Genomic DNA, 23292 nt, shown 5'->3' on the forward strand with positions numbered 1-23292 from the left:
CCAGCCAGGATGTCAGTTCGCGTGCAATGCCGCATTCAGGGCGACGCCCTCGCCGGTGCGCGGGCGCACCTCGACGGCGCCGGTGGCCGAGTTGCGCAGGAACAGCAGCCCGTCCTGCCCGGAGAGCTCGCGCGCCTTGACCGAAGTGCCGTCCGGCAGCAGCACCTTCGTGCCCGCCGTGACGTACAGCCCGGCCTCCACCACGCAGTCGTCGCCCAGCGAGATGCCCACGCCCGCGTTCGCCCCGATCAGCGAGCGCCTGCCGACGGAGATCGTCTCCTTGCCGCCGCCGGAGAGCGTCCCCATGATCGACGCGCCGCCGCCGACGTCGGAGCCGTCACCGACCACCACGCCCGCGGAGATGCGGCCCTCCACCATCGAGGCGCCCAGGGTGCCCGCGTTGAAGTTCACGAAACCCTCGTGCATGACCGTGGTGCCGGGCGCCAGGTGCGCGCCCAGGCGCACCCTGTCGGCGTCGGCGATGCGCACGCCGGAAGGCAGGACGTAGTCGACCATGCGGGGGAACTTGTCCACCCCGAACACGGTGACCGGCCCGCGGGCGCGCAGCCGCAGCCGCACGGCCTCGAAGCCCTCCACCGCGCACGGGCCGAAGTTGGTCCACACCACGTTGCTGAGCAGGCCGAAGACGCCGTCGAGGTTCTGCCCGTGCGGCTGGACCAGCCGCGCCGAGAGCAGGTGCAGGCGCAGGTAGACGTCGTAGGCGTCGGCGGGCGCGGCGGAGAGGTCCGCGATCGTCGTGCGCACCGCGACCACCTCGACGTCGCGGTCCTTGTCCGCGCCGACCTGCTCGGCGAAGTCGCTGGTCCGGACGGTCCCGCTGGTGTCCTGCGCTCCCCGTTCCGGGTTCGGGAACCACACGTCGAGGACGGTGCCGTCGGCGGTCAGGGTCGCGAGTCCGACGCCGCTGGCGCCGGTGGTGTCTGCACTGCTCACGCGGCCAACCGTATAGCGTGGCCGGACGTGACCGCCGTCCTGGATCTCACCGCTGACCCCGTCGAGCTGACCGCCGCCCTGGTGGACGTCCCGAGCGAGTCCCGGCAGGAAGCCGCGCTGGCCGACGCCGTGGAGGCCGCGCTGCGCGCGCAGGCCCCGCACCTGGAAGTCGTCCGATCCGGCAACGCCGTGCTCGCCAGGACGAACCTCGGCAGGCCGTCGCGGATCGTCTTCGCGGGCCACCTCGACACCGTCCCGGCCAACGACAACATGCCCTCGCGGCGCACCCCCGGCGTGCTGCACGGGCTCGGCTCGGTGGACATGAAGGGCGGCGACGCGGTGATGCTGCACCTCGCCGCGACCGCCACCGACCCGGCGCAGGACCTGACCTTCATCTTCTACGACTGCGAGGAGATCGAGTTCGACGCCAACGGCCTGACCCGCGTGCAGGCCGAGCTGCCCGAGTGGATGGCGGGCGACCTGGCGATCGTCTGCGAGCCGTCGAACGCGGTGGTCGAGGCGGGCTGCCAGGGGACGATGCGGGTGGAGATCCGCACCGCGGGCGTGCGCGCGCACACCGCGCGCGGCTGGATGGGGGAGAACGCCATCCACGGCCTGGAACGCGCGCTGCGGGTGCTGGCGGAGTACGAGTCGCGGGTGGTCGACATCGACGGCTGCGTCTACCGCGAGGGCCTGCAGGCGGTGAAGGTCACCGGCGGCGTCGCGGGCAACGTCGTGCCGGACTCGGCCGTGCTGGTGGTCAACCACCGCTTCGCCCCCGACCGCTCGCCCGAGCAGGCCGAGGCCCACCTGCGGGAGCTGTTCGCCGGGGCGGGGGAACTCGTGGTCGTGGACTTCGCCGCCGCCGCCCTGCCCGGCCTGTCGACCCCGGCCGCGCGCGCGCTGGTCGAGGCGGCCGGGGGCACCCCGGTGGCGAAGCTGGGCTGGACGGACGTCTCGCGCTTCGCCGCGCTGGGCATCCCGGCGGTCAACTTCGGCCCCGGCGACCCGACCCTGGCCCACACCCAGCAGGAGAACGTCCCCGAGGAGCACATCCGCCGCTGCGCCGAGGTGCTGGCCAGGTTCACCGCTGCTTCCTAGCCGCGACGGCGGCGAGCGCTCCGACGGCGCAGATGGCCAGCAGCCACGGCGCGGGCCACCAGTCGATGCTGTCGTCGTAGCGGTCGCCGAACTCGTCGTTCGCCTGCTTGGACAGCCAGGTGAGCAGGATCAGGGCCAGCACGGTCAGCACGCCGACCAGCACCGGCACCCGCGGGCCGACCTCGGCGGCGCAGCCCGCCCACAGCGCCGTCCCGGCGAGCACGAGCACCACGACGAGGGTGAAGACCGACACGCCCTCGACCCGCTCGACGAAGCCCCACAGGCTGTAGGTCTTGGGCCGCTCGCTGCCGACGGTCACCCACGGCGCCGCCGTCAGCGCGAACACGGCCGTGGCGAACGCCGCCGCGGCCAGCCTGCCGGACATCGCCAGGCGCTCGGCGTGCCCTTGGGCCTCGGTCTCGGCGATCCGGGTGCGCAGCGCCTTCAGTGTCTTCTCGACATCGACGGTGGGTTCTTTGCCGCTCATACCGCCTGTGACGCGGCGGCCCGCGCACCTCGTTCCCTAGACTCGCGCGGTGACCACCGATGATCCTCAACCGCGCGAGAAGCAGCGCGGCCCCGTCACCCTGCGCCGCGAGCGCAGCGACGAGGAGACCACCACCGACCAGCGCCTCCTGGACTCGCGCGGCCCCAGCGACTGGGTCCACACCGACCCGTGGCGCGTGCTGCGCATCCAGGCCGAGTTCGTCGAGGGCTTCGGCGCCCTGGCCGAGGTGCCCCGCGCGGTGACGGTGTTCGGGTCGGCCCGCACCACGCGCGAAGAGGTCGAGTACACCCAGGGCCGCGAGATCGGCGCGGCCCTGGCCGCCGCGGGCTTCGCCACCATCACCGGCGGCGGCCCCGGCACCATGGAGGCGGTCAACCGCGGCGCGTCCGAGGCGGGCGGCCTGTCGATCGGCCTGGGCATCGAGCTGCCCTTCGAGCAGGGCCTCAACCCCTGGGTCGACCTGGGCGTCAACTTCCGCTACTTCTTCGCCCGCAAGACCATGTTCATCAAGTACTCACAGGCCTTCATCTGCCTGCCCGGCGGCTTCGGCACCCTGGACGAGCTGTTCGAGGCCCTGACCCTCGTGCAGACGAAGAAGGTCACCAAGTTCCCGGTGGTCCTCTTCGGCACCGAGTACTGGGGCGGCCTCTACGAGTGGCTGCGCGACTCGGTCCACAAGTCCGGCAAGATCGGCGACAAGGACCTCGCCCTCCTGCACCTGACCGACGACGTCGACGACGCGGTGCGCGTTGTCGAGGAGGCATACCAGGCATGGGTCGACACCCACTAGCCCTCTGCGTCTACTGCGGCTCCAACGACAACGTCCCCCGCAGCTACCTCGACCTGGCCGACGACGTCGGCGCAGGCCTGGCCACCCGCGGCTGGTCCCTGGTCTGGGGCGGCTCCTCAGCGGCCATGATGGGCGCCCTGGCCCGCTCAGCCCGCCGAGGCGGCGCGAGAACGGTGGGCGTCATCCCGCAAGGCCTGGTCAACCTGGAAAAAGCAGACCCAGAAGCCGACGACCTGGTCGTCGTGAACACCATGCGCGAACGCAAGCGCGAAATGGACGAGAGAGCCGACGCTTTCCTGGCCCTCCCCGGCGGCCTGGGAACCTGCGAGGAACTCTTCGAGATCTGGACCTCCCGCTACCTCAACATGCACCAGAAGCCAGTAGTGGTCCTAGACCCGGACGACCACTACGCGGGTCTGCTGGAGTGGTGCCGAGAACTGGCGGGAAGGGGCTTCACCTCCCAAGCCGCCATCGACGCCCTGGTCGTGGCCCGAACCGTGGACGAGGCCCTGGACGCCTGCGCCCCGCCACCCTCTTGATCCCCGGGCTGGCAAGACAACCAGCGCAGGCTCCAAGAAAACCGGTGAACTGTCCGATTGGGCGGATTCTCTTCGTAGGGCCGTCGAAGCGAATTCGCCCAATCGGACTCTCAACGCAACGAGGGGAACAACCTACGCAGCAGGATCGCTGGACCGCTTGTGATACGAATCCACGTACTCCTGCCCAGACAGCTCCAGAATCGCGTACATCACCTCATCCGTCACCGCCCGCCGAATCGGCAACGAATTGGCCAACCCGTCATACCGATCAAAATACAACGGCGCCCCGAACCGAACCTCAACCCGAGCCCGCCGAGGGAACCGACTCCCGGCCGGAAGCACCCGATCAGTCCCCACCAACCCCACCGGAACAACACACGCCCGATGCTCCAGGGCCAACTGCGCGACCCCGGTCCGCCCCCGATGCAGCTTCCCGTCCAACGACCGAGTCCCCTCGGGATGAATCGCGAACGATTCCCCCCTATCCAACACCGACCCGGCCACATCCAGTGACGCCAACGCCGCCCGGCTGTTGTCCCGATCCACCGGAATAGCCCCCAGCGCCGTGAACAGCGTCTTCACGAACCGCTTCCGCGGGGACCCGCCGGCGAAGTACTCCGCCTTGGCCAGGAAGCTCACCGGCCGCTTGACCATCATCGGCACGATGAAGCTGTCGATCACCGAAAGGTGGTTGATGGCCAGGATCACCGGCCCCTTGGCGGGGACCATCTCCGCCCCGGTCACCACCGGCCGCAGGATGACCCGCGTCAAGGACGAGAGCAAGGCACGCAGGGCGCGGTAGAACACGACGAGTCCTCCTAGGTCCGCCGACCACTGTAGTTGCCCGGACCGGGGTCGACCGAGTACCGGGAGACCACGCTCACGTCGGTAGAGTGGCCGTCTGTGACTGTCCTCCGGTTCGGCGGCCGCGACGTCCCCCAGGACCGCGCGCTCGTCATGGCGATCGTCAACCGGACCAGGGACTCCTTCTACGACAACGGCGCCACCTTCGCCGCCGACGCCGCGCTCGCCGCGGTCGACAGGGCGGTGGCCGATGGGGCCGACATCGTCGACATCGGCGGGGTGCGGGCGGGCTCGCACGGGGAGACCGTCGACGCCGCCGAGGAGGCGCGGCGGGTGGTGCCGCTGGTCGAGGCGGTGCGCGAGCGGCACCCGGGGGTGGTCATCAGCGTCGACACGTGGCGCCACGAGGTGGGCGCGGCGGTCTGCGCCGCGGGCGCGGACCTGATCAACGACACGTGGGCGGGCGCGGACCCGAAGCTGGCCGAGGTGGCCGCCGAGCACGGCGCGGGGATCGTCTGCTCGCACACCGGCGGGGCCGCGCCGCGCACCGACCCGCACCGGGCGCGCTACGCCGACGTGGTCGGCGAGGTCGTCGCCGAGCTCGTGGCGCGCGCGGAGCGGATGGTGGCGCTGGGGGTGCCGCGGGAGGGCGTGCTGATCGATCCCACCCACGACTTCGGCAAAAACACCTGGCACGGCCTCGCCCTGCTGCGCCACCTCGACGCGCTGGTGGACACCGGCTGGCCGGTGCTGATGGCACTGTCCAACAAGGACTTCATCGGCGAGACCCTGGACGTGCCGCTGGCCGAGCGTGTCGACGGCACGCTCGCCGCGACGGCGGTGGCGGCGTGGACGGGCGCGCGGGTCTTCCGCGCGCACGAGGTGGGCCGCACCCGGCACGTGGTCGACATGGTCGCGGGCATAGCGGGCACCCGCCCGCCCGCGCGGGTCCGGCGGGCCCTGGCATGAGCCTGCTCGCCGACCGGACCTGGCAGAGTCCTGAGTGGACGGTTTCGCAGCTGGTGCGCGCCAAGGGCGCGCGCACGGTCAGCGTCGTGCTGCCCGCCCTGGACGAGGAGGCCACGGTCGGGGCGGTCGTGGCCTCGGTGCTGCCGCTGCTGGGCACCCTGGTCGACGAGCTGGTCGTCATCGACTCCGGCTCCACCGACCGCACCGCCGAGGTGGCCGCCGCGGCGGGCGCGCGCGTCGTGCGCCGCGACGAGGTCCTGCCCGAGCTGCCCGCGCGCCCCGGCAAGGGCGAGGTGCTGTGGCGCGCGCTGGCCGCCACCACCGGCGACCTGCTCGTCTACCTCGACTCCGACCTGGTGGACCCGGACCCGGCCTACGTGCCCGCCCTGCTCGGCCCGCTGCTGACCGCTTCCGGCGTCCACCTGGTCAAGGGCTTCTACCGCAGGCCGCTGCGGGTGGAGTCCGACGAGCACGGCACCGGCGGCGGCCGGGTCACCGAGCTGCTGGCCCGCCCGGTCCTGGCCGCCCTGCGCCCCGGCCTCGCGGAGGTCATCCAGCCCCTGGGCGGGGAGTACGCGGCCACCCGCGCCTTCCTGGAGTCGGTGCCCTTCGCCGCCGGGTACGGCGTGGAGATCGGCCTGCTCCTCGACGCGCACCAGCGGCACGGCCCGGACGCCATCGCCCAGGTCAACCTGGGCGTGCGCAAGCACCGCAACCGCTCGCTGCAACAGCTGGGCGTGATGGCCAGGCAGATCCTCGGCACCGTCTTCGCCCGCTGCGACATCCCCGTCGCCTCCTCGACGCTGACCCAGTTCGTGCAGGTGGCGGGGGAGTGGCTGCCGGACGAGGTCACCGTCGAGGTGTCCGACCGCCCCCCGCTGCGATCACTGCCTCGATCGCCCGCTCAGTGACCCACCGATCCCGGTAGTACCCCTCCCGCGCGAGCAGCTCGTCGTGCGTCCCCCGATCGATCACCTCGCCACCCCGCAGCACCAGGACCTCGTCCACGGCACCACACCGCGGCACCGCTTCCTGCACCAGCTCCTGAACCCGTTCGCCCTGCTCCTCGCCACCGCGCACATCGGCGTCGACCGGCTGCTCATGCCGCTGCCGTGCCTGGCGGCGGGGGCGGCGATGTTTGTCGCGCACGGCAGGCTGCTCCGGTTGGCCCACCGGTCACTGAGGTCGACCTCCGGTTGACGGTGCGCGAGCGGGCATGCTCGTGCCACCATCGCGACGTGACCTCAGCTCTCTGGTACCTCGTCATCATGGTCCTGGTGGCCGCGGTGGTGTTCCTGCTGGCCTCGGTCGTGTTCGGCCGCGGCGAGGAACTGCCCGCCCTGCCCCCCGGCGCGTCGCCCACCCGGCTCCCCGCGGCGGACCTGACCGGCGACGACCTTCGGGAAGTCCGCTTCCAGCTGGTGCTGCGCGGCTACAAGATGAGCGAGGTGGACTGGGTCCTGCGGCGCACCGCCGAGGAAGTCGACGCCCTGCGCGCCCGCGTGGCCGAGCTGGAGGCCGCCCGCTCACCGGAGACTGCCGACCGGTGATCGAAGTAGTCGAACGGGTCGACGTCGTCGCCCCCGCGGCCGTGGTGTGGGCCGCCGTCACGGACTGGCACAAGCAGGGCGAGTGGATGCTGGGCACCCGGGTCCGGGTCGAGGAGGGTGACGGCCGGTCCCTGGGCTCGCGGCTCTCGGCGCGCACCGCGCTGGGCCCGCTCGGATTCACCGACCACATGGAGATCACCCGCTGGGAACCCCCGGTGAGCTGCGAGGTCATGCACTCCGGCCGGGTCGTGCGCGGCCCCGGCGGCTTCACGATCGAGGCCCGCGGCGTCTCCCGCAGCACGCTGGTCTGGTGGGAGCGGCTGACCCCGCCGATGGGCGCCCTCGGCGTCCTGGCCTGGCGCGTCACCGGACCCGCCTTCCGCCTCGGCATCCGGCACTCGCTGCGCCGCTTCGCCGACTTCGCCGAGTCCCGCACGTGAAGGCCCGCTGCACCTGGGCGAACACGCCGGACTACGAGACCTACCACGACGAGGAGTGGGGCACGCCGCTGCACGGGGTCGCGGCGATGTTCGAGCGCGTCAGCCTGGAGGGCTTCCAGTCCGGGCTGTCCTGGATCACCATCCTGCGCAAGCGCCCGGCCTTCCGCGCCGCGTTCGGCGACTTCGCCCCGGCCGCGGTCGCCGCCTTCACCGACGCCGACGTCGAGCGCCTGATGGCCGACACCGGCATCGTCCGCAACCGCGCCAAGATCACCGCGACGATCACCAACGCCAAGGCCGTCCTGGCCATGGACACCCCGCTGGACGAGCTGCTGTGGTCCTTCGCCCCCGACCCGCCGCGCCCGCCGCTGAAGAACTGGGACGACGTCCCCGCGATCACCCCGGAGTCCACGGCCATGGCCAAGGCGCTCAAGAGGCGCGGCTTCGCCTTCGTCGGCCCCACCACCTGCTACGCGCTCATGCAGGCCACCGGCATCGTCAACGACCACGTCCCGCCATGTTGGCGGGCCCCGGCCCGGTGACCGGGGCGGGCGCGCTCAGCGGCCGGTGAAGTTCGGGTCGCGCTTGGCGACGAAGGCGTCCACGGCCTCCTTGTGGTCGGCCGTGCCGCCCGCCTCGGCCTGCGTGCGCCCCTCGACGGCCAGCCCGTCGGCCAGCCCGCCGCCCGCCGAGGCCAGCATCGCCTCCTTGATCTTGGCGTAGGCCGTCGTCGGCCCCGCCGCCATCCGCGCCGCCAGGGCCTGGGCCGTGGCCAGCACGTCCGCGGCCGGGACCACCTGGGTGACCATGCCGATCCGCAGCGCCTCCTCGGCGGCGACCGGCTTGGCCAGCAGCATCATCTCCATCGCCCGGCCGTAGCCGATCAGCCGCGGCAGCGTCCACGACGCCCCCGAGTCCGCCGTCAGCCCGACGTTGGCGAAGGCCATCAGGAACTTCGCCGAGTCCGCCGCGATCCGCAGGTCGCAGGCGTAGGCGAAGGACGCGCCCGCGCCCGCCGCCATGCCGTTGACCGCCGCGATGATCGGCTTCGGCAGCGTGGTGATGGCCGTCACGATCGGGTTGTAGTGCGCCTCGACCGTCGACAGCGGCGCCGGGTCGCCCGCGGCCAGCAGGCCCATGTGCTCCTTGAGGTCCTGCCCGGCGCAGAACGCCTTGCCCGCGCCGGTCAGCACCACCGCGCGCACGCCCGGATCGGCCGCCGCCGAGGTCAGGGCCGCCAGCAGCGACTCCTTCAGCTCCACCGTCAGCGAGTTGTAGGCCTCCGGCCGGTTCAGGGTGAGGGTCCGTACGCCGTCGCGGTCGTCGGTGAGCAGGGCGGTCACAGGGAACCCTCCGGGGTGTCAGGCCGTTTTGCGGCCGGTGGACAGGCAGCCGTCGACGAACTCTCCCGCGGCCGGTGAGAGCCGGGCGGTGTTTGTGTCGAAGAACTCCGCGGCCGCGGCGCCCGGCCACGGCACGGGCAGCAGCTCGGCGGGCAGGCCAGGGTCGCGGAAGAGGAACTTGCGCCACGCGTGCAGCAGCCGCTGGCACGCCGCGAACGCCGCGGCGGGGTCGGCCGCGTCCACAGCGGACAGCTCGGCCGACCAGGCGGCCACGAACGCCGCGTACTCCGCCCCCAGCGAGGTCAGGTCCCACGCCGTGGCGGCCAGGTCGGCGTCGTCGCCGTCGAGGCGCCCGTGGAAGACCCGCGCGGTGACCGACTCGGCCGCCAGGACGTCGTCCAGCCCCGCCGAGGGCCGGGGGGCCACCCAGGTCGCCGGGCCCAGCGGCCCGTAGCCCAGCAGCCGCAGCGAGGAGGTCAGGCGGTCACGCGCCGTGCGGGCGGGCAGCTCGGGCAGGGCGACGACGTGCCAGCGGCCGTCCCATGTGGAGGCGCCCAGCCGGTAGATGCGCCCGCCCGCCTCCGCCAGCCTGCGTTCGGCGCGCTCGGTGAGGGCGTACCCGGGCCCGTCGGGCAGCCTGCGGGGCTCCAGCCAGCCCTGGCGCACCATTCTGGACACGGCCGTCCTGATCGCGGGCGCGCCGAACTCCAGCGGCGCGAGCAGCCGGACCAGCGCGGCGATGGTCGCCGCGCCGCCGTGCCGCCTGAGGTAGGCGCCGTAGACGTCGAACAGGGCTGAACGGGCACGCACGTGGACGAATTCTGTCAGCCCGACCCGGCTCCGCGCCACATCGTGGCCGGTCACCGACACGCGATGATCGGTTCCGATTTCACCCGCGCGGATCGAATAGGGGAGAATAGCGCCAGCCCGGCCGGATACCTCTCGGCCGGGCAGGCAGGCTATGACGGAGGGAGCACGCTATGGCGGCCATGAAGCCCCGAACCGGTGACGGACCCCTTGAGGTGACGAAGGAGGGCCGGGGCATCGTGATGCGCGTCCCGCTGGAGGGCGGCGGGCGCCTCGTCGTCGAGATGACCCCCGACGAGGCGGCCAACCTCGGCGAGGCGCTCAAGAACGCCGTCGGCTGATCCCACCACTCCCTTCCCCACCTCTCTCCCCGGAGGTCCGCTTGTCCACGCCGGTGCCCACGGTGCCCACGCCGCTGCCTTCGGTCGAGGTGGTCGCCGCGTCCCGCGCGGGCGTGCCGTCGGTCGTCATCGGCCGCCCGGCCGACGACGGCGACCAGCCCAGCTTCGGCGACCCGGCGCTCACCCCCGAGTGGGTGGGCGCCACCGGGCTGACCGGCAAGGCGGGCGAGGTCCAGGCCTGCCCGCCCGGCGCGGCCGCCCGGTGGGCGCTCGGGGTGGGAGCGGGCGCGGCCGCGGACTGGCGCGCGGCGGGCGCGGCGCTGGCCCGCGCCGCTCAGGGCAGCCTGACCGCCGACGACAGCGCGGCGGGCCGCGGCGTGCAGGTCGAGCTTCCCGAGGACCTCGGCAGCTCGGCGGAGGACTCCGCTGAGGAGAGCGTGGCGGCTTTCGTCCGCGGCGTGCTCCTTGGCGGCTACCGCTTCACCGTGACCGGGCAGGAGCGCCCGCCCCGGCTCAAGGGCCTGCGGCTGGTCGTGTCCGATCCGGACCGTCGCGAGCGGGTCGCCGCGATGGCCGGGCGGGCCACCGTGCTGGCCGAGGCGACCGCCTTCGCCCGCGACCTCGCCAACGCCCCCGCCAACGTCAAGGACCCGGCCTGGCTGGCCAGGACGGTGGCGAAGGCGGCGGGCAGGACGTCCGGTGTGGACGCGGTCGTCCGCGACGAGAAGTGGCTGGCCCAGCGCGGCTTCGGCGGGGTGCTCGCCGTGGGCGGCGGCTCGGCCCGCCCGCCGCGGCTGCTGGAGCTGCGTTACGCCCCGAAGGGCGCCACCGGCCCCCACTTGGTGCTGGTCGGCAAGGGCATCACCTTCGACACCGGTGGCATCTCGGTCAAGCCCGCCGACGGCATGCACCTCATGCGCACCGACATGGCGGGCGGCGGCGCGGTCGCCGCGGCCACCATCGCCATCGCCAGGCTGGGCCTGCGGGTGCGGGTGACCGCGCTGGTGCCCTGTGCCGAGAACCACATCTCCGGCTCCAGCTACCGCCCCGGCGACATCGTCACCCACTACGGCGGCCAGACGACCGAGGTCACCAACACCGACGCCGAGGGCCGCATGGTGCTCGCCGACGCCCTCGCCTACGCCCGCCGCGACCTCGACGCCGACCTGCTGGTCGACGTCGCCACCCTCACCGGCGCGATGAAGGTCACCCTCGGCCTGCGCACCGGCGGCCTGTTCGCCTCCGACGACGACCTCGCCGCCCGCGTCGCCGCGGCGGGGGAGCGCTCCGGCGAGGCGTGGTGGCGCATGCCGCTGCTGGAGGACAGCGCCGACGACGTGGTCTCCACCATCGCCGACCTGCGCCAGTGCCCGCCCGGACCCGGCGGGATCACCGCGGCGCTGTTCCTGCGGGAGTTCACCGGCGGCCTGCCCTGGGCGCACCTGGACATCGCGGGCCCCGCCCGCGCCGACAAGACCTACGGCGACGTCGTCCCCGGCGCGACCGGCTTCGCCGCGCGCACCCTGGTCGAGCTGGCGGAGTCGTACGCGGGCTGAGCGGCGAAAAGCCGGTCCAGCAGCGCGAACTTGGCGAGGAAGACCGGCAGGCCGCCCAGCACGTAGGCCACGTTGAGCACCAGCGCCTCGGCGTCGCGACCCTCCACCAGCGGCCCGATGAGCCAGTCGGCCAGCGCGGTGAACCCCACCGACACCAGCCCGCCCAGCACGGTCACCACCAGGTAGCCGCTCACCTGCCGGGTGAGCCTCGGCATGCCCCGCTGCCCCCACGCCCACCAGCGGATCAGCACGAAGTGCGGCACCGCGCCGACGACGAAGCCCACGGTGCTGGCCACCGCCGCGGGCACGCCCGCGCGCGCGTAGAGCCACCACATGACCAGCTGCGTGATGCCGGTGGCGAGCAGCGACGCCACCGTGTACCTGCTGAACCGGGGTCCCACGGTGCCAACCGTAGGTCGCACTACCTGACCGGGTTCTCAGCAGCCGCCCGGTAGACCGCGACCGTCTGCTCGGCGACCGACTCCCAGGAGAACTCCCGCTCGGCGCGCGCCCGCCCCGCCGCGCCCATGGCCGCCGCCCGCGCCGGGTCGGCCAGCACCGCGTTGACCGCTGCCGCCAGGCCCTCCTCGTAGGCGCGCGCGTCCTCGGCCGAGTAGTGCACCAGCAGCCCGGTCTCCCCGTCCACGACGACCTCGGGGATGCCGCCGACGTCGGAGGCCACCACCGCCGTCGAGCAGGCCATCGCCTCCAGGTTCACGATCCCCAGCGGCTCGTAGACCGACGGGCAGACGAACACCGACGCCGCGGTGAGGAACTGCCGCAGCTCGGCCTCGGGAAGCATCTCCTGGACCCAGTGCACGCCCTCGCGCGCGCGGCCCAGCTCCTCGACGGCCGCGCGCGTCTCCTCGGCGATCTCCGGGGTGTCCGGCGCGCCCGCGCACAGCACCACCTGCGCGTCCTCGGCGAACCCGTGGGCGGCGGCCACCAGGTGGCCCAGGCCCTTCTGCCGGGTGATCCGGCCGACGAACAGCACGATCGGGCGCTGCGGGTCCACCCCCTGGCGGCGCAGCGCGTCGGTCTCGGGCACCGGCCGGTAGCGCTCGGTGTCGATGCCGTTGCGCACCACGTGCACGCGCGCGGGGTCCAGCGCCGGGTAGCAGTCGAGCACGTCGGCGCGCATGCCGTCGCTGACCGCGATGATCCCGTCGGCGGCCTCGTAGGCGGTCCGTTCGACCCAGGACGACACGCGGTAGCCGCCGCCGAGCTGCTCGGCCTTCCACGGCCTGCGCGGCTCCAGCGAGTGCGCCGTGACCACGTGCGGAACCCCGTGCAGCAGCGCCGACAGGTGCCCGGCGAAGTTCGCGTACCAGGTGTGCGAGTGCACCAGGTCGGCCGCCTCCGTCGCCGCGGCGATCGAGAGGTCCGCCGACAGCGTCCGCAGCGCCGCGTTGGCCCCCTCCAGCCCGCTCGGGTTGTGCGCGAGCGCGTCCTGCCTCGGCTCGCCGAAGCAGTGCACGTCCACCTCGACCAGCTCGCGCAGCCTCGGCACGAGGAAACCCACGTGCACCCCAGCGCCGCCGTAGACCTCCGGCGGGTATTCCCTCGTCAGCAATCCGATGCGCACCCCACCACCGTAGCCGCCGCGACCGGGGCGAACGCGCCGCGGCGTGCGGGTGAACGCGGCGTCAACGACGGACGCCCGCCGTGTCGCATCTGGCCGTGATCGGCTTAGTGCGATTAGTGTCCCCATCGTGAAGGGCCAGCCGCGTGTCCTCGGAATCGTGCTCGCGGGCGGCGAGGGCAAGCGGCTGTGGCCGCTGACCGCCGACCGCGCGAAGCCTGCCGTGCCCTTCGGGGGCAACTACCGGTTGGTCGACTTCGTCCTGTCCAACCTGGTCAACGCCGGTCTGCATCAACTGTGCGTCCTGACCCAGTACAAGTCCCACTCGCTGGACCGCCACATCTCCACCACCTGGCGGCTGTCCAACGTGCTCGGTCAGTACGTGACCCCGGTTCCCGCCCAGCAGCGCCTGGGCAAGCGCTGGTACACCGGCAGCGCCGACGCGATCTACCAGTCGCTGAACCTCGTCTACGACGAGCAGCCCGACCACATCGTCGTCTTCGGCGCCGACCACGTGTACCGCATGGACCCGTCGCAGATGCTCGAACAGCACATCGCCTCCGGTGCCGGCGTCACCGTCGCGGGCATCCGCGTGCCGCGCGCGGAAGCGCGCGCCTTCGGCTGCATCGACTCCGACGCGCAAGGTCGGATCACCGGTTTCCTGGAGAAGCCCGCCGACCCGCCCTCTGTCCCGGACGATCCGGATGTGACGTTCGCCTCCATGGGCAACTACATCTTCTCCACCCGCACGCTGCTTGAGGCCCTGCGCGCCGACGCCGCCGACTCCGACTCCCTGCACGACATGGGCGGCGACATCATCCCGATGCTGGTCAACGCCGGTGTCGCCCACGTCTACGACTTCGACGACAACGACGTCCCCGGCGCCACCGAACGCGACCGCGGCTACTGGCGCGACGTCGGCACCATCGACGCCTACTACGACGCCCACATGGACCTGGTCTCCGCGCACCCGGTGTTCAACCTCTACAACCGCGAGTGGCCCATCCGCACGGCGACGCCGCCGCTGCCGCCCGCCAAGTTCGTGCACTCCGGCACGGCCACCGACTCCATCGTCGGCCCGGGCTCGATCATCTCCGGGGCGTCGGTGACCCGGTCGGTGGTGTTCTCCGACGTGCTGATCGAGGACGGCGCGGTGGTCGAGGGCAGCGTCCTGCTGCCGGGCACCCGCATCGGCAAGGGCGCGGTCGTGCGCAAGGCGATCCTGGACAAGAACGTGATGGTGGCCGAGGGCGTGCGCATCGGCGTCGACCCCGAGCTTGACCGGGCGCAGTACACCGTCAGCGCGGGTGAGGTCGTGGTGCTCGGGAAGGGCTCGCGGGCCGAGTAGGGCGGTTCAGACCTTGGCGGCGGCGAGCAGGCCGTCCGGCAGGGCCAGCGCAACCAGGCGGTCGTCGGCGTTGACCGCGCGGACCAGCTCCGATAAGCCCGTCCCGTCGGCGAAGGCCAGCACCCCGCCCGGCCTCAGCAGGCGCACGGCCTCGTCGTGATAGGTGGCGTAGTCGGCCTTGTCGGCCTGCGCGGAGTCGACGAACAGCAGGTCGTAGCCGCCGTCGGTCAGCCGGGGCAGCACGTCGAGCGCGCGGCCCATGATCAGCCGGGTCCGGCCGGGCGCGACGCCGGCCGACCGCAGCGCCCGCTTGGCCTCGGCCTGGAGTTCAGGGGCCACATCGATCGAGGTCAGCACGCCGTCGGCGACCATGCCGCGCAGCAGGTAGAGGCCGCTGACCCCGGTGCCGGTGCCGATCTCGACCACCGCCCTGGCCCGCAGTACCGTGGCGAGGAAGCGCAGCGCCGCCCCCACACCAGGGGTGATGGCCGGGCAGCCCAGTGCCGCCGCGCGCGTACGCGCGGCGCTCAGCGCGTCGTCCTCGACGACGGGCGAATCCGGGGCCACAGGGACGCAGGTTAGCGCTGGTTGTCCCGAAATCGGGTGAACCTGCCCGGTAGGTCACGCGTCATGCTTGAGCTTTCTCAGGGACGTCTCAGCTCACTCTCACCGTCGCCTCATCGTCATCCCCCATCGTGGTCGGCAACGGCGGGGAATGCCAGGAGCGGGGGAAGTTTCAGACCATGGGGAACACGGGGCTCACCGAGAACGTTGACCTGGGCGACAGCCCACAGGAGGTGCCTGCGCTGACCACGATGACGACGGCCGAGATCCCGCAGACGGTCTCGGTGGAGGACGCCGAGTGGGTCGTCCCATCCTGGGACGAGGTCGTCCGCGAACACGCCGACCGCGTCTACCGGCTCGCCTACCGGCTCTCCGGCAACAAGTACGACGCCGACGACATCACCCAAGACGTCTTCATCAAGGTCTTCCGCTCGCTGAGCAGCTACAAGCCGCAGACCTTCGAGGGCTGGCTGCACCGCATCACGGTCAACATCTTCCTGGACATGGTCCGCCGCAAGGGCCGCGTCAAGATGCAGGCCCTCCCGGAGAACAGCGAGCGCATCAAGGGCGAGGAGCCCTCCCCCGAGGAGATCTACTCCGACACCCACCTGGACCCCGACCTCCAGGCCAGCCTCGACGAACTCCCGCCCGACTTCCGCGCCGCCGTCGTCCTCTGCGACGTCGAGGGCCTCTCGTACGAGGAGATCGGCGCCACCCTCGGCGTTAAGCTGGGAACCGTGCGCAGCCGAATCCACCGAGGCCGTCAGGCCCTGAAGTCCTCCCTGGAACGCCGCCGCGCCCTGGCAGCCGCCCAGGAGCCCGCCTCATGACCTGGGCCCTCCCGGAGCAGCACCTGCTGCCCGACGCCGTCGTCGCCTTCGTCGACGGCGAACTGACCCCACTCGCCCACCAGCGCGCCGCCACCCACGCCGCCCGCTGCCCATGCTGCTCAGCCGACATAGCCGCCCAACGCCAAGCCCGAGCCGCTGTCCGCTCAGCCGACACCCCCGGTGCCCCCGCAGGCCTCCTCGCCGCGCTCCGCGCCATCCCCCAAGAGGTAGACCTCCCCACCGCCCCCGACGGCCTGGCCGTAACCCAAGACGGCCAACTAGTAGCCCTCCAACGCCCCACCCCGACCCGTCCCACCCGCGCCACCGCCACTCCCGCCCACTTGGCGTCCGCCCACCTCGCGTCGGCCCACTCTGCGTCCGCTCACTCTGCGTCGGCCCACTCTGCGTCGGCCCACTCTGCGTCGGCCCACTCTGCGTCGGCCCACTCTGCGTCCGCTCACTCTGCGTCTGCCCTCCCCGGGTCGTCCCTTCCGGAGGCTTTCGCCGCAGGGGAGCCCCTCGGCTCCTCTCCCCGCTTGGGCGAGGGCAGGTCCGTCGTCGGCCGCCGCGCAGGCGCGGGAGTAGTCGTCTCCGGCCTCTTCCTAGGCGCCTTGGCCCTGGTCAACACCAGCGGCGGCGCCCCAGCCTGGCTGAACACAGGCCCCCTCCCCGGCGACGTCGAATGGGTCAGCTCCGTAGGCTCCCGCCTCTTCACCGCCCGCTAACCCGCCCCACTCCCTCCCGCTCCTCCACCACCCACGCGCGGCTCCTCTGCCCCCCCCCCCCGCAGATTCTCTCCGCCACCCACCTGCGGTTTCTTGCCCACATGTGGCTTCTTGCCCCACACGTGGCTCCTTGCCCCATGTGGCCTCCTCGCCGACGACCGGCTCCCCCTTTCACATGCGGCTTCCTCACCTGCGTGCGGCCCGCACCCGGCCCGGCCCAACGCCACTGCCCGCCCCAAGCCCCTCCCAGAGTGCACCTCACTCGCCCGACTCCCCCTGCGGCGCACCCACTCCTCACGCACTTTCGCGGTTCCTGGAGCGGGTACCCATGCCCTGCTCCCGCCACTACTCCGCCGACCCGCGTCCACTCGGCAACGCCCTGCGCCACCAGCCGCCACGCTTGCGTCGCCACCCGGCAAGGCCCTGCGTCACCGCCGCGCTGCGGGTCGTCACGCCTGGGTCATCTCCCGGCACCCCGCGCCGCCGGCTGCTGCGCCTGCGCCGCCGGCCGCCATCGCCGGGGTCACCACCCGGCACCCCAGCACCCCTGCGCTACCAGCCGCCACGCCCTGCGACGCCAGCTGCCGGTCGAGGCGTCGTGTTCGCACCTCGTCGCCGGCCGCGGCTATGGGCGGCTCTCTATTCGCCGAGTCCTCCGCCGGTCGGAGCCGCCATCACAGCTTTCGCGCGTCTTCTCGCCGCGTCCATGCTGCCTCTCAGCCTCGCCACCACCTCCTCCCGGTGTTTCTCGTCGGTGCCGCGCTGGAGGCAACCAGCACTTCACCGCTGGTCAGTCATCCTGTAGTGGATGAGCGAGCAGTCCCCCACCCCCGAGATCCCGGCTGACCAGCGGATCGGCCCCCGGCCCCTGCACCGGCCCTCGGTCGACCCGTCCGAGTCCGCCGTCTTCGGCAGGCCGGAGGGGGTCGAAGGCGCGTTCGCCGGGGGTACGGCGCCGCGGCTCAACCAGCTTCGGCAGGCCCCGCCGACTCCCGAGGCGCTGGGGTCGGCGTTCGGTCGTCCTGATGGGGCGCGCGAGACGTTGCAGCGGCCGCCAGGGGCGGGCCATCCGGATGACGGTGAGGCGGGTCCGGTCTGGTCGGCCGACCGCAACCCGTGGCGGGACCCGGGGGCGGGGGCGGTCATCGGTCCGCCCGCCCTCGATGTGGCCGACGAGGCCGATGACAAGAAGTCCGTGGGTCGTGGGCAGCTGCTCAGCCTGCCCGATGTGCTGTTCGGCCGGCGGGTCAAGCCGATGGCGCTGGCCGTGCTCGGGGTGGTCGCGCTGCTGGTCGGCGCGGCGGGTGGGGTGGGTGGCTGGCTGCTCGCCCGCGGCGGCGACAGCCTCACCAGCGACGTCACCCTCGCCGAGACCAACCCCGGCAAGGAGCGCCCGCCGGGGTCGGTGGCCGACATCGCCGCGCGCGTGCGGCCCGCGGTGGTGTCGATCGAGGTCAAGCTCGCCCAGGGCGGCGGCGGGTTCGGCTCCGGGGTGGTGATCGACGGTAGCGGCTACATCGCCACGAACTGGCACGTCGTCACCCTGGAGGGGCGCGCCGACGAGACGGCGCAGATCAGTGCGCTGTTCACCGACGGCACGCGGGCCAAGGCGCGCGTCGTCGGCACCGACCCCAAGACCGACCTGGCCGTCATCAAGGTCGACGTCGACAACCCCACCGTCCTGGCCTTCGGCAACTCCGACGAGCTGCAGGTCGGCGACGCCGTGATCGCCATCGGCTCGCCGCTCGGCCTCACCGACACCGTCACCGAGGGCATCGTCAGCGCCATGAACCGGCCGGTCGTCGCGGGCGGCGACAACGGCCAGGAGCCGATCACCTACGACGCGATCCAGACCGACGCCGCCGTCAACCAGGGCAACTCCGGCGGACCGCTGGTCGACTCGACCGGCGCGCTGGTCGGCATCAACTCCGCGATCCGCAGCAGCGCGGGCAACACCGGCAGCGTCGGACTCGGCTTCGCCATCCCCTCCAACGACGCCCGCCGCATCACCGAGGCCCTGATCCGCGACGGCCGCGTCGCCCACGCCGACCTCGGCGCCAACGTCCGCTCGGTCTCGGCCGACACCGCCGAGGGCGCCCAGGTCGTCAACGTCGCCGACGGCGGCGCCGCCCAGCGCGCGGGCATCATCGAGGGCGACGTCATCCGCAAGGTCGGCGACCGCCAGGTCCGCACCGCCGCCGAGCTGACCGTCGCCGTCCGCACCCACACCCCGGGTGCCACCGTTCCCGTCGTCCTGGCCCGCCAAGGCCAAGAGCTCACGATTCAGGTAACCCTCGGTTCGGACTGATTGGCTAGGCTGGCACCGAGGCGTCACTTCGGAGGTAGAGGGTGTTCGAGAGCATCGGCTGGGCCGAGATCCTGGTTCTCGGCATCGCGGGCCTGTTCATCCTCGGTCCCGAGCGCCTCCCCGACGCCGCCGCCTGGGTGGGCCGCTCCCTGCGCAAGGTCCGCGAGTTCGCTACCGGCGCCCGCGACCAGCTCAAGAACGAACTCGGCCCCGAGTACGACGAGTTCCGCAAGCCCATCGAAGACCTGCGCCAACTCCGCAACTTCGACCCCAAGCAGATGATGGCCAACCACCTTTTCGGCGACGACCACGACGGCACCAAGCCCAACGGCTACGCCCCGTCCCCCCAACCGGCCATCCCCGACCCCAACCCCACCACACCACCCCAGGGCTCTACGCCGAATCAACCCTCCGCGTCGAACCCCGCTCCCGCACCGAACCCCGGTGCCACCCCCCAGTCCGGCCCGGCCCCGAAGCCCACCTTCGACCCCGACGCCACCTGATCAGCCACTCCGCCACCCGACGACCAGCACCGAGACCGGCGCTGACGAGCGCCCTCACCGGCCAGCGCGGAACAGCAACCTGATCACCGGCGATCCCGCCACCGACGTCCCGACGTTGTCCACACTCCCGACATCACCCTGGCACCCCACACCGCCTCATCGATAACCTGGCGGCGGGGGGCCGGATGCTTGCGCAGGGAAAGAAGGTCAGCGCCCGGCCGGGCTGACGGAGAGCATGCGCCCGGCGAGACCCCGCGCGCGGACGCTGAGCTTGCCCGCGATCTCGTGCAGCACCTTCGCCGCGGGGGCGTCCGGCTGGGACTTGACCAGTGGGTTGCCCGCGTCGCCGCCCTCACGGAGGCGGGGGTCGAGGGGGACCTGGCCGAGCAGGGGGACGTCGGAGCCGACGGCGGTGGTCAGCGAGTCGGCGACGGTCTGGCCGCCGCCGGTGCCGAAGAGGTCCATGCGGGTGCCGTCGGGCATCTCCAGCCACGACATGTTCTCGATGACGCCCGCCACCCGCTGCCGGGTCTGCAGGGCGATCGCGCCCGCGCGCTCGGCGACCTCGGCGGCGGCCTGCTGCGGGGTCGTCACCACGAGGATCTCGGCGTTGGGGATCAGCTGGGCGACCGAGATCGCGATGTCGCCGGTGCCGGGGGGCAGGTCGAGCAGCAGGACGTCCAGGTCGCCCCAGAAGACGTCGGCGAGGAACTGCTGCAGCGCGCGGTGCAGCATCGGGCCGCGCCAGACGACCGGGGTGTTGCCGGGGGTGAACATGCCGATCGAGATCACCTTCACGCCGTTGGCCTGCGGCGGCAGGATCATCTTCTCGACCTTGGTGGGCTTGTCCGTCGCGCCGACCATGCGCGGGATGGAGTGCCCGTAGATGTCGGCGTCGACGATACCGACCTTCACGCCGCGGGCGGCCATCGCCACCGCGAGGTTGACCGTCACGCTGGACTTGCCGACCCCGCCCTTTCCGGAGGCCACGCAGTACACGCGGGTCAGCGAGCCCGGCTCGGCGAACGGGATCTTCGGCTCCTCGGCGTCGCCGCGCAGCGTCTTGCGCAGCGTCGTGCGCTGTTCGTCGGACATGACGTCCAGCTCGACGGCGACCGAGACCACACCGTCGAGCGCGGACACGGCGTCGGTGACGTCCTTGGTGATCTTGTCCCGCAGTGGACAGCCCGCGACCGTCAGGTAGATGGCCACGTCCACGCGGCCGTCCGGGTGCACGGTCACGTCCTTGACCATGCCGAGGTCGGTGATCGGCTTGTGGATCTCCGGGTCCTGCACGCCCGCCAGCGCGGTGCGCACGGCCTCGGTGCTGGGAACCTGCTGCGTGGAAGTCACCAGCCCATGCTACGGACTGGTAGCACGCCGCTCTCATGGGCTGCACCACAGGAAGTGTGTACGCTCCGTAGGATTGGCGGTCTCTCCCGGTGAAGTAGGAGGACGTGTTGACGCTGCCGGAGCAGGCTGCCCGGCCAACCCGCGAACAGCTCGTTGCCTGGCGAAACTTCCTGCGCGCGCACGCCCGCATCAATCGCAGCCTGGAGACCGAGCTGGTCGCCGAGCAGAGGCTGTCCCTCGGCTCCTACGACGTGCTCGTCCAGCTGGCGGAGGCCCCGCGCAGGCGACTGCGGATGGCCGAGCTCGCCGATGCCGTGCTGCTCTCGCGCTCGGGGGTGACCAGGCTGGTCGACCGGCTGGAGCGGGCCGGGCTCGTCGCGCGCGAACGGGTCGCCGGTGACGGGCGCGGGGTGATCGCCGCCCTTACCGACCGGGGCCTCGACACGCTGCGGACGGCCTCGCGCACGCACCTGGCGGGCGTGGTCCGGCACTTCGTGGCGCACCTGGACCCGCAGGACCTGGCCGAGATCGGCCGCATCTGCGGGAACCTGGCCGATCAGCCGGAGTGATGGGCCTCGCTCCACCGGGGATCGTCGCGGACGACCTCGGCGGGGCGCTTGCGCCTGGCAGGCTCGCCCTGCAGGCCGGCCTTGAGCTTCTCCAGCTCGCTGCGCAGGTAGTCGCGGGTGGCGACCTCACCGACGGCCAGCCGCAGCGCGGCCAGCTCACGGGCCATGTACTCGGTGTCGGCCTTGGTCTGCGCGGCCCTGGCCCTGTCCTCCTCCAACGACCCCCGGTCGCGGTCGTCCTGGCGGTTCTGCGCGAGCAGGATCAGCGGCGCGGCGTACGCGGCCTGCGTGGAGAAGGCCAGGTTGAGCAGGATGAACGGATAGGGGTCCCAGCGCAGCGACACCGCGACCAGGTTCAAAGTGATCCAGGTCACCACGATCATCGTCTGCCAGAACAGGAACTTCCCCGTCCCGAGGAAACGCGCCAGGTTCTCCGAGAACCGGCCGAACGCGTCCGGGTCGAAGCTGAAGCGCAGCCCGCGCGGGGCGCGCGGCTGGTCGAGCCTGCGGCGGCTCGTCGGCTCAGGCACCGGTGACCCCTTCATACGCGGAGTGCCGCCATCCGTCGGGCAGCAGGTGGTCCAGGACGTCGTCGACGGTGACCGCGCCGAGCAGGTGCTCGTCGTCGTCCACCACGGGCGCGCACACCAGGTTGTAGGTGGCGAAGTACCGGGCGATGTCCACCAGCGAGTCACCCGGCCGCAGCGAGGTCAGCTCCCGGTCGACCGCGCCCGCGGCCAGAGTGGACGGCGGCTCCCGCAGCAGCCGTTGGATGTGGACCAAGCCGAGGTAGCGGCCGGTCGGCGTGGCGCTGGGCGGCCTGCACACGAACACCATGCTGGCCAGCGCCGGGGTGATGTCGGGGTTGCGCACCCTGGCCAGCGCCTCGGCGATGGTCGAGTCGTGCGAGACGATGATCGGCTCGGGGGTCATGAGCCCGCCCGCGCTGTCGAAGCTGTACTCCAGGAGCCGCTTCACCGGCGCGGACTCCTCCGGCTCCATCAGCTCCAGCAGCCGGTCCTTGTCCGGTTCGGACAGTTCGGCGAGCAGGTCGGCCGCGTCGTCGGGGTTCATCGCCTCCAGCACGTCGGCGGCCCGTTCCTCGTCGAGGTGGCTGAGCAGGTCGGTCTGCGCGTTCTCGGACAGCTCCTCGATCACGTCGGCCAGCCGCTCGTCGTCCAAGGCGTCGGCCACCTCGTAGCGCCGCTTCGGCGGCAGGTCCTCCATCGCCTTGGCGACGTCGGCCGCCCGCATCGTCTCGAACACCGCCACCAGCCGGTGCGCGTCCTGCGGCTGCCCCGCCAGCTCGGTGACCCCGGGCGCGCGCACGTCCGACCACTCCAGCACCTGCAGTGGCCCCCGCCTGCTCAGCCGCCCGGTGCGCTCGCGCACCGCGATGCGGCCCAGCACCCAGTCGCGGGTGCGCGTGGGCTCCATCGCCGCGTCGACCACGACGGCGCTGTGCCCGGTCTGCAACACGGTCACCCGCGCGTCGAGCAGCTGCCCGATGACCAGGGTCTCCTGCTCGCGCTGGGTGAAGTGGCGCATGTTGACCAGTCCGGTGGCCAGCGTCACCGCGTTCGGGTCGATGCCCGCGACCCGCAGCATCGGCACGAAGATCCGCCGCCGCGTCGCCAGTTCGACCACCAGCCCGAGCACCCTCGGCGGCGCGCCGTCGGCGCGCAGCCCGGCGACCAGGTCGCCGATCTTGCCGATCGACTCCCCGTCGGGCCCGAACACCGGCAGCCCGACCAACTGCGCCGCGAACACCCTGGTGGTAGCCACGTCGGCCAGGCTAGCGGCCTCCC

Annotated in this window: 27 protein-coding genes; 16 read left to right on the top strand and 11 right to left on the bottom strand. The window is 72.4% G+C overall.

Features of this window, described 5'->3' with window-relative positions; translation table 11 throughout:
- Positions 1-12 precede the first annotated feature (12 nt).
- Positions 13-954, bottom strand: a complete 942-nt coding sequence (gene dapD, locus ACFPM7_RS09435; RefSeq protein ID WP_378246025.1) for a 2,3,4,5-tetrahydropyridine-2,6-dicarboxylate N-succinyltransferase — start codon at positions 952-954, stop codon at positions 13-15.
- Between the two features lie 27 nt (positions 955-981).
- Here dapD and dapE point away from each other — a divergent pair, with 27 nt between their 5' ends.
- Positions 982-2055 (top strand): succinyl-diaminopimelate desuccinylase, encoded by a 1074-nt coding sequence (gene dapE, locus ACFPM7_RS09440; protein WP_378246027.1) that lies wholly within the window; start codon positions 982-984, stop codon positions 2053-2055.
- Here dapE and ACFPM7_RS09445 read toward each other — a convergent pair.
- Positions 2039-2542 (bottom strand): hypothetical protein, encoded by a 504-nt coding sequence (locus ACFPM7_RS09445; RefSeq protein WP_378246029.1) that lies wholly within the window; start codon positions 2540-2542, stop codon positions 2039-2041. The two genes, dapE and ACFPM7_RS09445, sit on opposite strands and share 17 nt — an antisense overlap.
- A 49-nt stretch (positions 2543-2591) precedes the next feature.
- Between ACFPM7_RS09445 and ACFPM7_RS09450 the strand changes: the two genes are divergently transcribed.
- Together ACFPM7_RS09450 and ACFPM7_RS09455 are read left to right on the top strand one after the other, a co-directional pair.
- Complete coding sequence (locus ACFPM7_RS09450) at positions 2592-3353, top strand: LOG family protein (protein WP_378246031.1); 762 nt, start codon at positions 2592-2594, stop codon at positions 3351-3353.
- Positions 3335-3892, top strand: coding sequence for an LOG family protein (locus ACFPM7_RS09455; protein WP_378246033.1), 558 nt, complete (start codon positions 3335-3337; stop codon positions 3890-3892). The genes ACFPM7_RS09450 and ACFPM7_RS09455 overlap by 19 nt, the downstream gene beginning before the upstream one ends.
- 132 nt (positions 3893-4024) lie before the next feature.
- On the opposite strand, the gene ACFPM7_RS09460 is transcribed toward ACFPM7_RS09455, so the two are convergent.
- Entirely contained in the window at positions 4025-4699 is a 675-nt protein-coding gene (locus tag ACFPM7_RS09460; RefSeq protein WP_378246035.1) for a lysophospholipid acyltransferase family protein, read from the bottom strand.
- 150 nt (positions 4700-4849) lie between these two features.
- On the opposite strand from ACFPM7_RS09460, the gene folP reads away from it, so the two are divergent.
- The 6 genes from folP to ACFPM7_RS09490 are packed head-to-tail and all read left to right on the top strand — an operon-like array spanning position 4850 to position 8197.
- Positions 4850-5665 (top strand): dihydropteroate synthase, encoded by an 816-nt coding sequence (folP, locus tag ACFPM7_RS09465; RefSeq protein ID WP_378246345.1) that lies wholly within the window; start codon positions 4850-4852, stop codon positions 5663-5665.
- Positions 5662-6576: a glucosyl-3-phosphoglycerate synthase gene (locus ACFPM7_RS09470; protein ID WP_378246037.1), complete on the top strand. Its 915-nt coding sequence runs from the start codon at positions 5662-5664 to the stop codon at positions 6574-6576. The genes folP and ACFPM7_RS09470 overlap by 4 nt, the downstream gene beginning before the upstream one ends.
- Before the next feature lie 43 nt (positions 6577-6619).
- On the top strand, positions 6620-6865 hold the full coding sequence (locus ACFPM7_RS09475; RefSeq protein WP_378246039.1) for a hypothetical protein: 246 nt from the start codon (positions 6620-6622) through the stop codon (positions 6863-6865).
- A 38-nt stretch (positions 6866-6903) separates the two neighbouring features.
- A complete protein-coding gene (locus ACFPM7_RS09480; protein ID WP_378246041.1) occupies positions 6904-7215 on the top strand; it encodes a DivIVA domain-containing protein in 312 nt (103 codons plus the stop codon).
- Positions 7212-7655 carry an SRPBCC family protein gene (locus ACFPM7_RS09485; protein ID WP_378246043.1) on the top strand — a complete coding sequence of 148 codons (444 nt, stop codon included), beginning with the start codon at positions 7212-7214 and terminating at the stop codon, positions 7653-7655. The genes ACFPM7_RS09480 and ACFPM7_RS09485 overlap by 4 nt, the downstream gene beginning before the upstream one ends.
- Entirely contained in the window at positions 7652-8197 is a 546-nt protein-coding gene (locus tag ACFPM7_RS09490) for a DNA-3-methyladenine glycosylase I (RefSeq protein ID WP_378246045.1), read from the top strand. Before ACFPM7_RS09485 ends, ACFPM7_RS09490 begins: the two co-directional genes overlap by 4 nt.
- Before the next feature lie 15 nt (positions 8198-8212).
- Here the strand turns inward: ACFPM7_RS09490 and ACFPM7_RS09495 are convergent, their stop codons facing one another.
- Together ACFPM7_RS09495 and ACFPM7_RS09500 are read right to left on the bottom strand one after the other, a co-directional pair.
- The gene (locus ACFPM7_RS09495) at positions 8213-8998 is read right to left on the bottom strand and encodes an enoyl-CoA hydratase-related protein (RefSeq protein WP_378246047.1); all 786 of its coding nucleotides are present in this window, start codon (positions 8996-8998) and stop codon (positions 8213-8215) included.
- Positions 8999-9016: 18 nt separating this feature from the next.
- Positions 9017-9808 (bottom strand): PaaX family transcriptional regulator, encoded by a 792-nt coding sequence (locus ACFPM7_RS09500; RefSeq protein WP_378246049.1) that lies wholly within the window; start codon positions 9806-9808, stop codon positions 9017-9019.
- A gap of 170 nt (positions 9809-9978) precedes the next feature.
- On the opposite strand from ACFPM7_RS09500, the gene ACFPM7_RS09505 reads away from it, so the two are divergent.
- Both ACFPM7_RS09505 and ACFPM7_RS09510 read left to right on the top strand, forming a co-directional pair.
- Positions 9979-10146, top strand: coding sequence for a DUF3117 domain-containing protein (locus ACFPM7_RS09505; protein WP_189208333.1), 168 nt, complete (start codon positions 9979-9981; stop codon positions 10144-10146).
- Positions 10147-10187: 41 nt separating this feature from the next.
- Positions 10188-11702 carry a leucyl aminopeptidase family protein gene (locus tag ACFPM7_RS09510; protein WP_378246052.1) on the top strand — a complete coding sequence of 505 codons (1515 nt, stop codon included), beginning with the start codon at positions 10188-10190 and terminating at the stop codon, positions 11700-11702.
- Here ACFPM7_RS09510 and ACFPM7_RS09515 read toward each other — a convergent pair.
- Positions 11624-12103 (bottom strand): GtrA family protein, encoded by a 480-nt coding sequence (locus tag ACFPM7_RS09515; protein WP_378246054.1) that lies wholly within the window; start codon positions 12101-12103, stop codon positions 11624-11626. The genes ACFPM7_RS09510 and ACFPM7_RS09515 overlap by 79 nt on opposite strands.
- Positions 12104-12123: 20 nt before the next feature.
- Positions 12124-13287, bottom strand: a complete 1164-nt coding sequence (glgA, locus tag ACFPM7_RS09520) for a glycogen synthase (protein WP_378246056.1) — start codon at positions 13285-13287, stop codon at positions 12124-12126.
- 127 nt (positions 13288-13414) lie between these two features.
- Here glgA and glgC point away from each other — a divergent pair, with 127 nt between their 5' ends.
- Positions 13415-14632: a glucose-1-phosphate adenylyltransferase gene (gene glgC, locus ACFPM7_RS09525; RefSeq protein WP_378246058.1), complete on the top strand. Its 1218-nt coding sequence runs from the start codon at positions 13415-13417 to the stop codon at positions 14630-14632.
- A 6-nt stretch (positions 14633-14638) separates the two neighbouring features.
- Here the strand turns inward: glgC and ACFPM7_RS09530 are convergent, their stop codons facing one another.
- Positions 14639-15199 carry an O-methyltransferase gene (locus ACFPM7_RS09530; protein WP_378246060.1) on the bottom strand — a complete coding sequence of 187 codons (561 nt, stop codon included), beginning with the start codon at positions 15197-15199 and terminating at the stop codon, positions 14639-14641.
- Positions 15200-15447: 248 nt separating this feature from the next.
- On the opposite strand from ACFPM7_RS09530, the gene sigE reads away from it, so the two are divergent.
- The 3 genes from sigE (at position 15448) to tatB (ending at position 19562) form a co-directional block, all read left to right on the top strand.
- Positions 15448-16026: an RNA polymerase sigma factor SigE gene (gene sigE, locus ACFPM7_RS09535; protein ID WP_378246347.1), complete on the top strand. Its 579-nt coding sequence runs from the start codon at positions 15448-15450 to the stop codon at positions 16024-16026.
- A 1533-nt stretch (positions 16027-17559) separates the two neighbouring features.
- Entirely contained in the window at positions 17560-19059 is a 1500-nt protein-coding gene (locus ACFPM7_RS09540; RefSeq protein ID WP_378246062.1) for a S1C family serine protease, read from the top strand.
- Positions 19060-19100: 41 nt separating this feature from the next.
- Entirely contained in the window at positions 19101-19562 is a 462-nt protein-coding gene (gene tatB, locus ACFPM7_RS09545; RefSeq protein WP_378246064.1) for a Sec-independent protein translocase protein TatB, read from the top strand.
- Between the two features lie 207 nt (positions 19563-19769).
- Here tatB and ACFPM7_RS09550 read toward each other — a convergent pair whose 3' ends face one another.
- Positions 19770-20915 (bottom strand): Mrp/NBP35 family ATP-binding protein, encoded by a 1146-nt coding sequence (locus tag ACFPM7_RS09550; protein WP_378246067.1) that lies wholly within the window; start codon positions 20913-20915, stop codon positions 19770-19772.
- 107 nt (positions 20916-21022) lie between these two features.
- Here ACFPM7_RS09550 and ACFPM7_RS09555 point away from each other — a divergent pair, with 107 nt between their 5' ends.
- Positions 21023-21484, top strand: coding sequence for a MarR family winged helix-turn-helix transcriptional regulator (locus ACFPM7_RS09555; protein WP_378246349.1), 462 nt, complete (start codon positions 21023-21025; stop codon positions 21482-21484).
- Here the strand turns inward: ACFPM7_RS09555 and ACFPM7_RS09560 are convergent.
- Both ACFPM7_RS09560 and ACFPM7_RS09565 read right to left on the bottom strand, forming a co-directional pair.
- Positions 21472-22014: a DUF1003 domain-containing protein gene (locus ACFPM7_RS09560; RefSeq protein ID WP_378246069.1), complete on the bottom strand. Its 543-nt coding sequence runs from the start codon at positions 22012-22014 to the stop codon at positions 21472-21474. The genes ACFPM7_RS09555 and ACFPM7_RS09560 overlap by 13 nt on opposite strands.
- Positions 22007-23269 (bottom strand): magnesium transporter MgtE N-terminal domain-containing protein, encoded by a 1263-nt coding sequence (locus ACFPM7_RS09565; protein WP_378246071.1) that lies wholly within the window; start codon positions 23267-23269, stop codon positions 22007-22009. Before ACFPM7_RS09565 ends, ACFPM7_RS09560 begins: the two co-directional genes overlap by 8 nt.
- Positions 23270-23292 lie beyond the last annotated feature (23 nt).

The organism is Actinokineospora guangxiensis, assembly GCF_042657845.1.
GTDB classification, from domain to species: Bacteria; Actinomycetota; Actinomycetes; order Mycobacteriales; family Pseudonocardiaceae; genus Actinokineospora; species Actinokineospora guangxiensis.

What these genes read in the sequence shown, in the direction of transcription:
- ACFPM7_RS09445 (WP_378246029.1), bottom strand. Translation starts at nt 2,542, where the DNA reads ATGAGCGGCAAAGAACCCACCGTCGATGTCGAGAAGACACTGAAGGCG.
- ACFPM7_RS09540 (WP_378246062.1), top strand. Translation starts at nt 17,560, where the DNA reads ATGAGCGAGCAGTCCCCCACCCCCGAGATCCCGGCTGACCAGCGGATC.
- ACFPM7_RS09505 (WP_189208333.1), top strand. Translation starts at nt 9,979, where the DNA reads ATGGCGGCCATGAAGCCCCGAACCGGTGACGGACCCCTTGAGGTGACG.
- sigE (WP_378246347.1), top strand. Translation starts at nt 15,448, where the DNA reads ATGACGACGGCCGAGATCCCGCAGACGGTCTCGGTGGAGGACGCCGAG.
- ACFPM7_RS09470 (WP_378246037.1), top strand. Translation starts at nt 5,662, where the DNA reads ATGAGCCTGCTCGCCGACCGGACCTGGCAGAGTCCTGAGTGGACGGTT.
- ACFPM7_RS09455 (WP_378246033.1), top strand. Translation starts at nt 3,335, where the DNA reads ATGGGTCGACACCCACTAGCCCTCTGCGTCTACTGCGGCTCCAACGAC.
- folP (WP_378246345.1), top strand. Translation starts at nt 4,850, where the DNA reads ATGGCGATCGTCAACCGGACCAGGGACTCCTTCTACGACAACGGCGCC.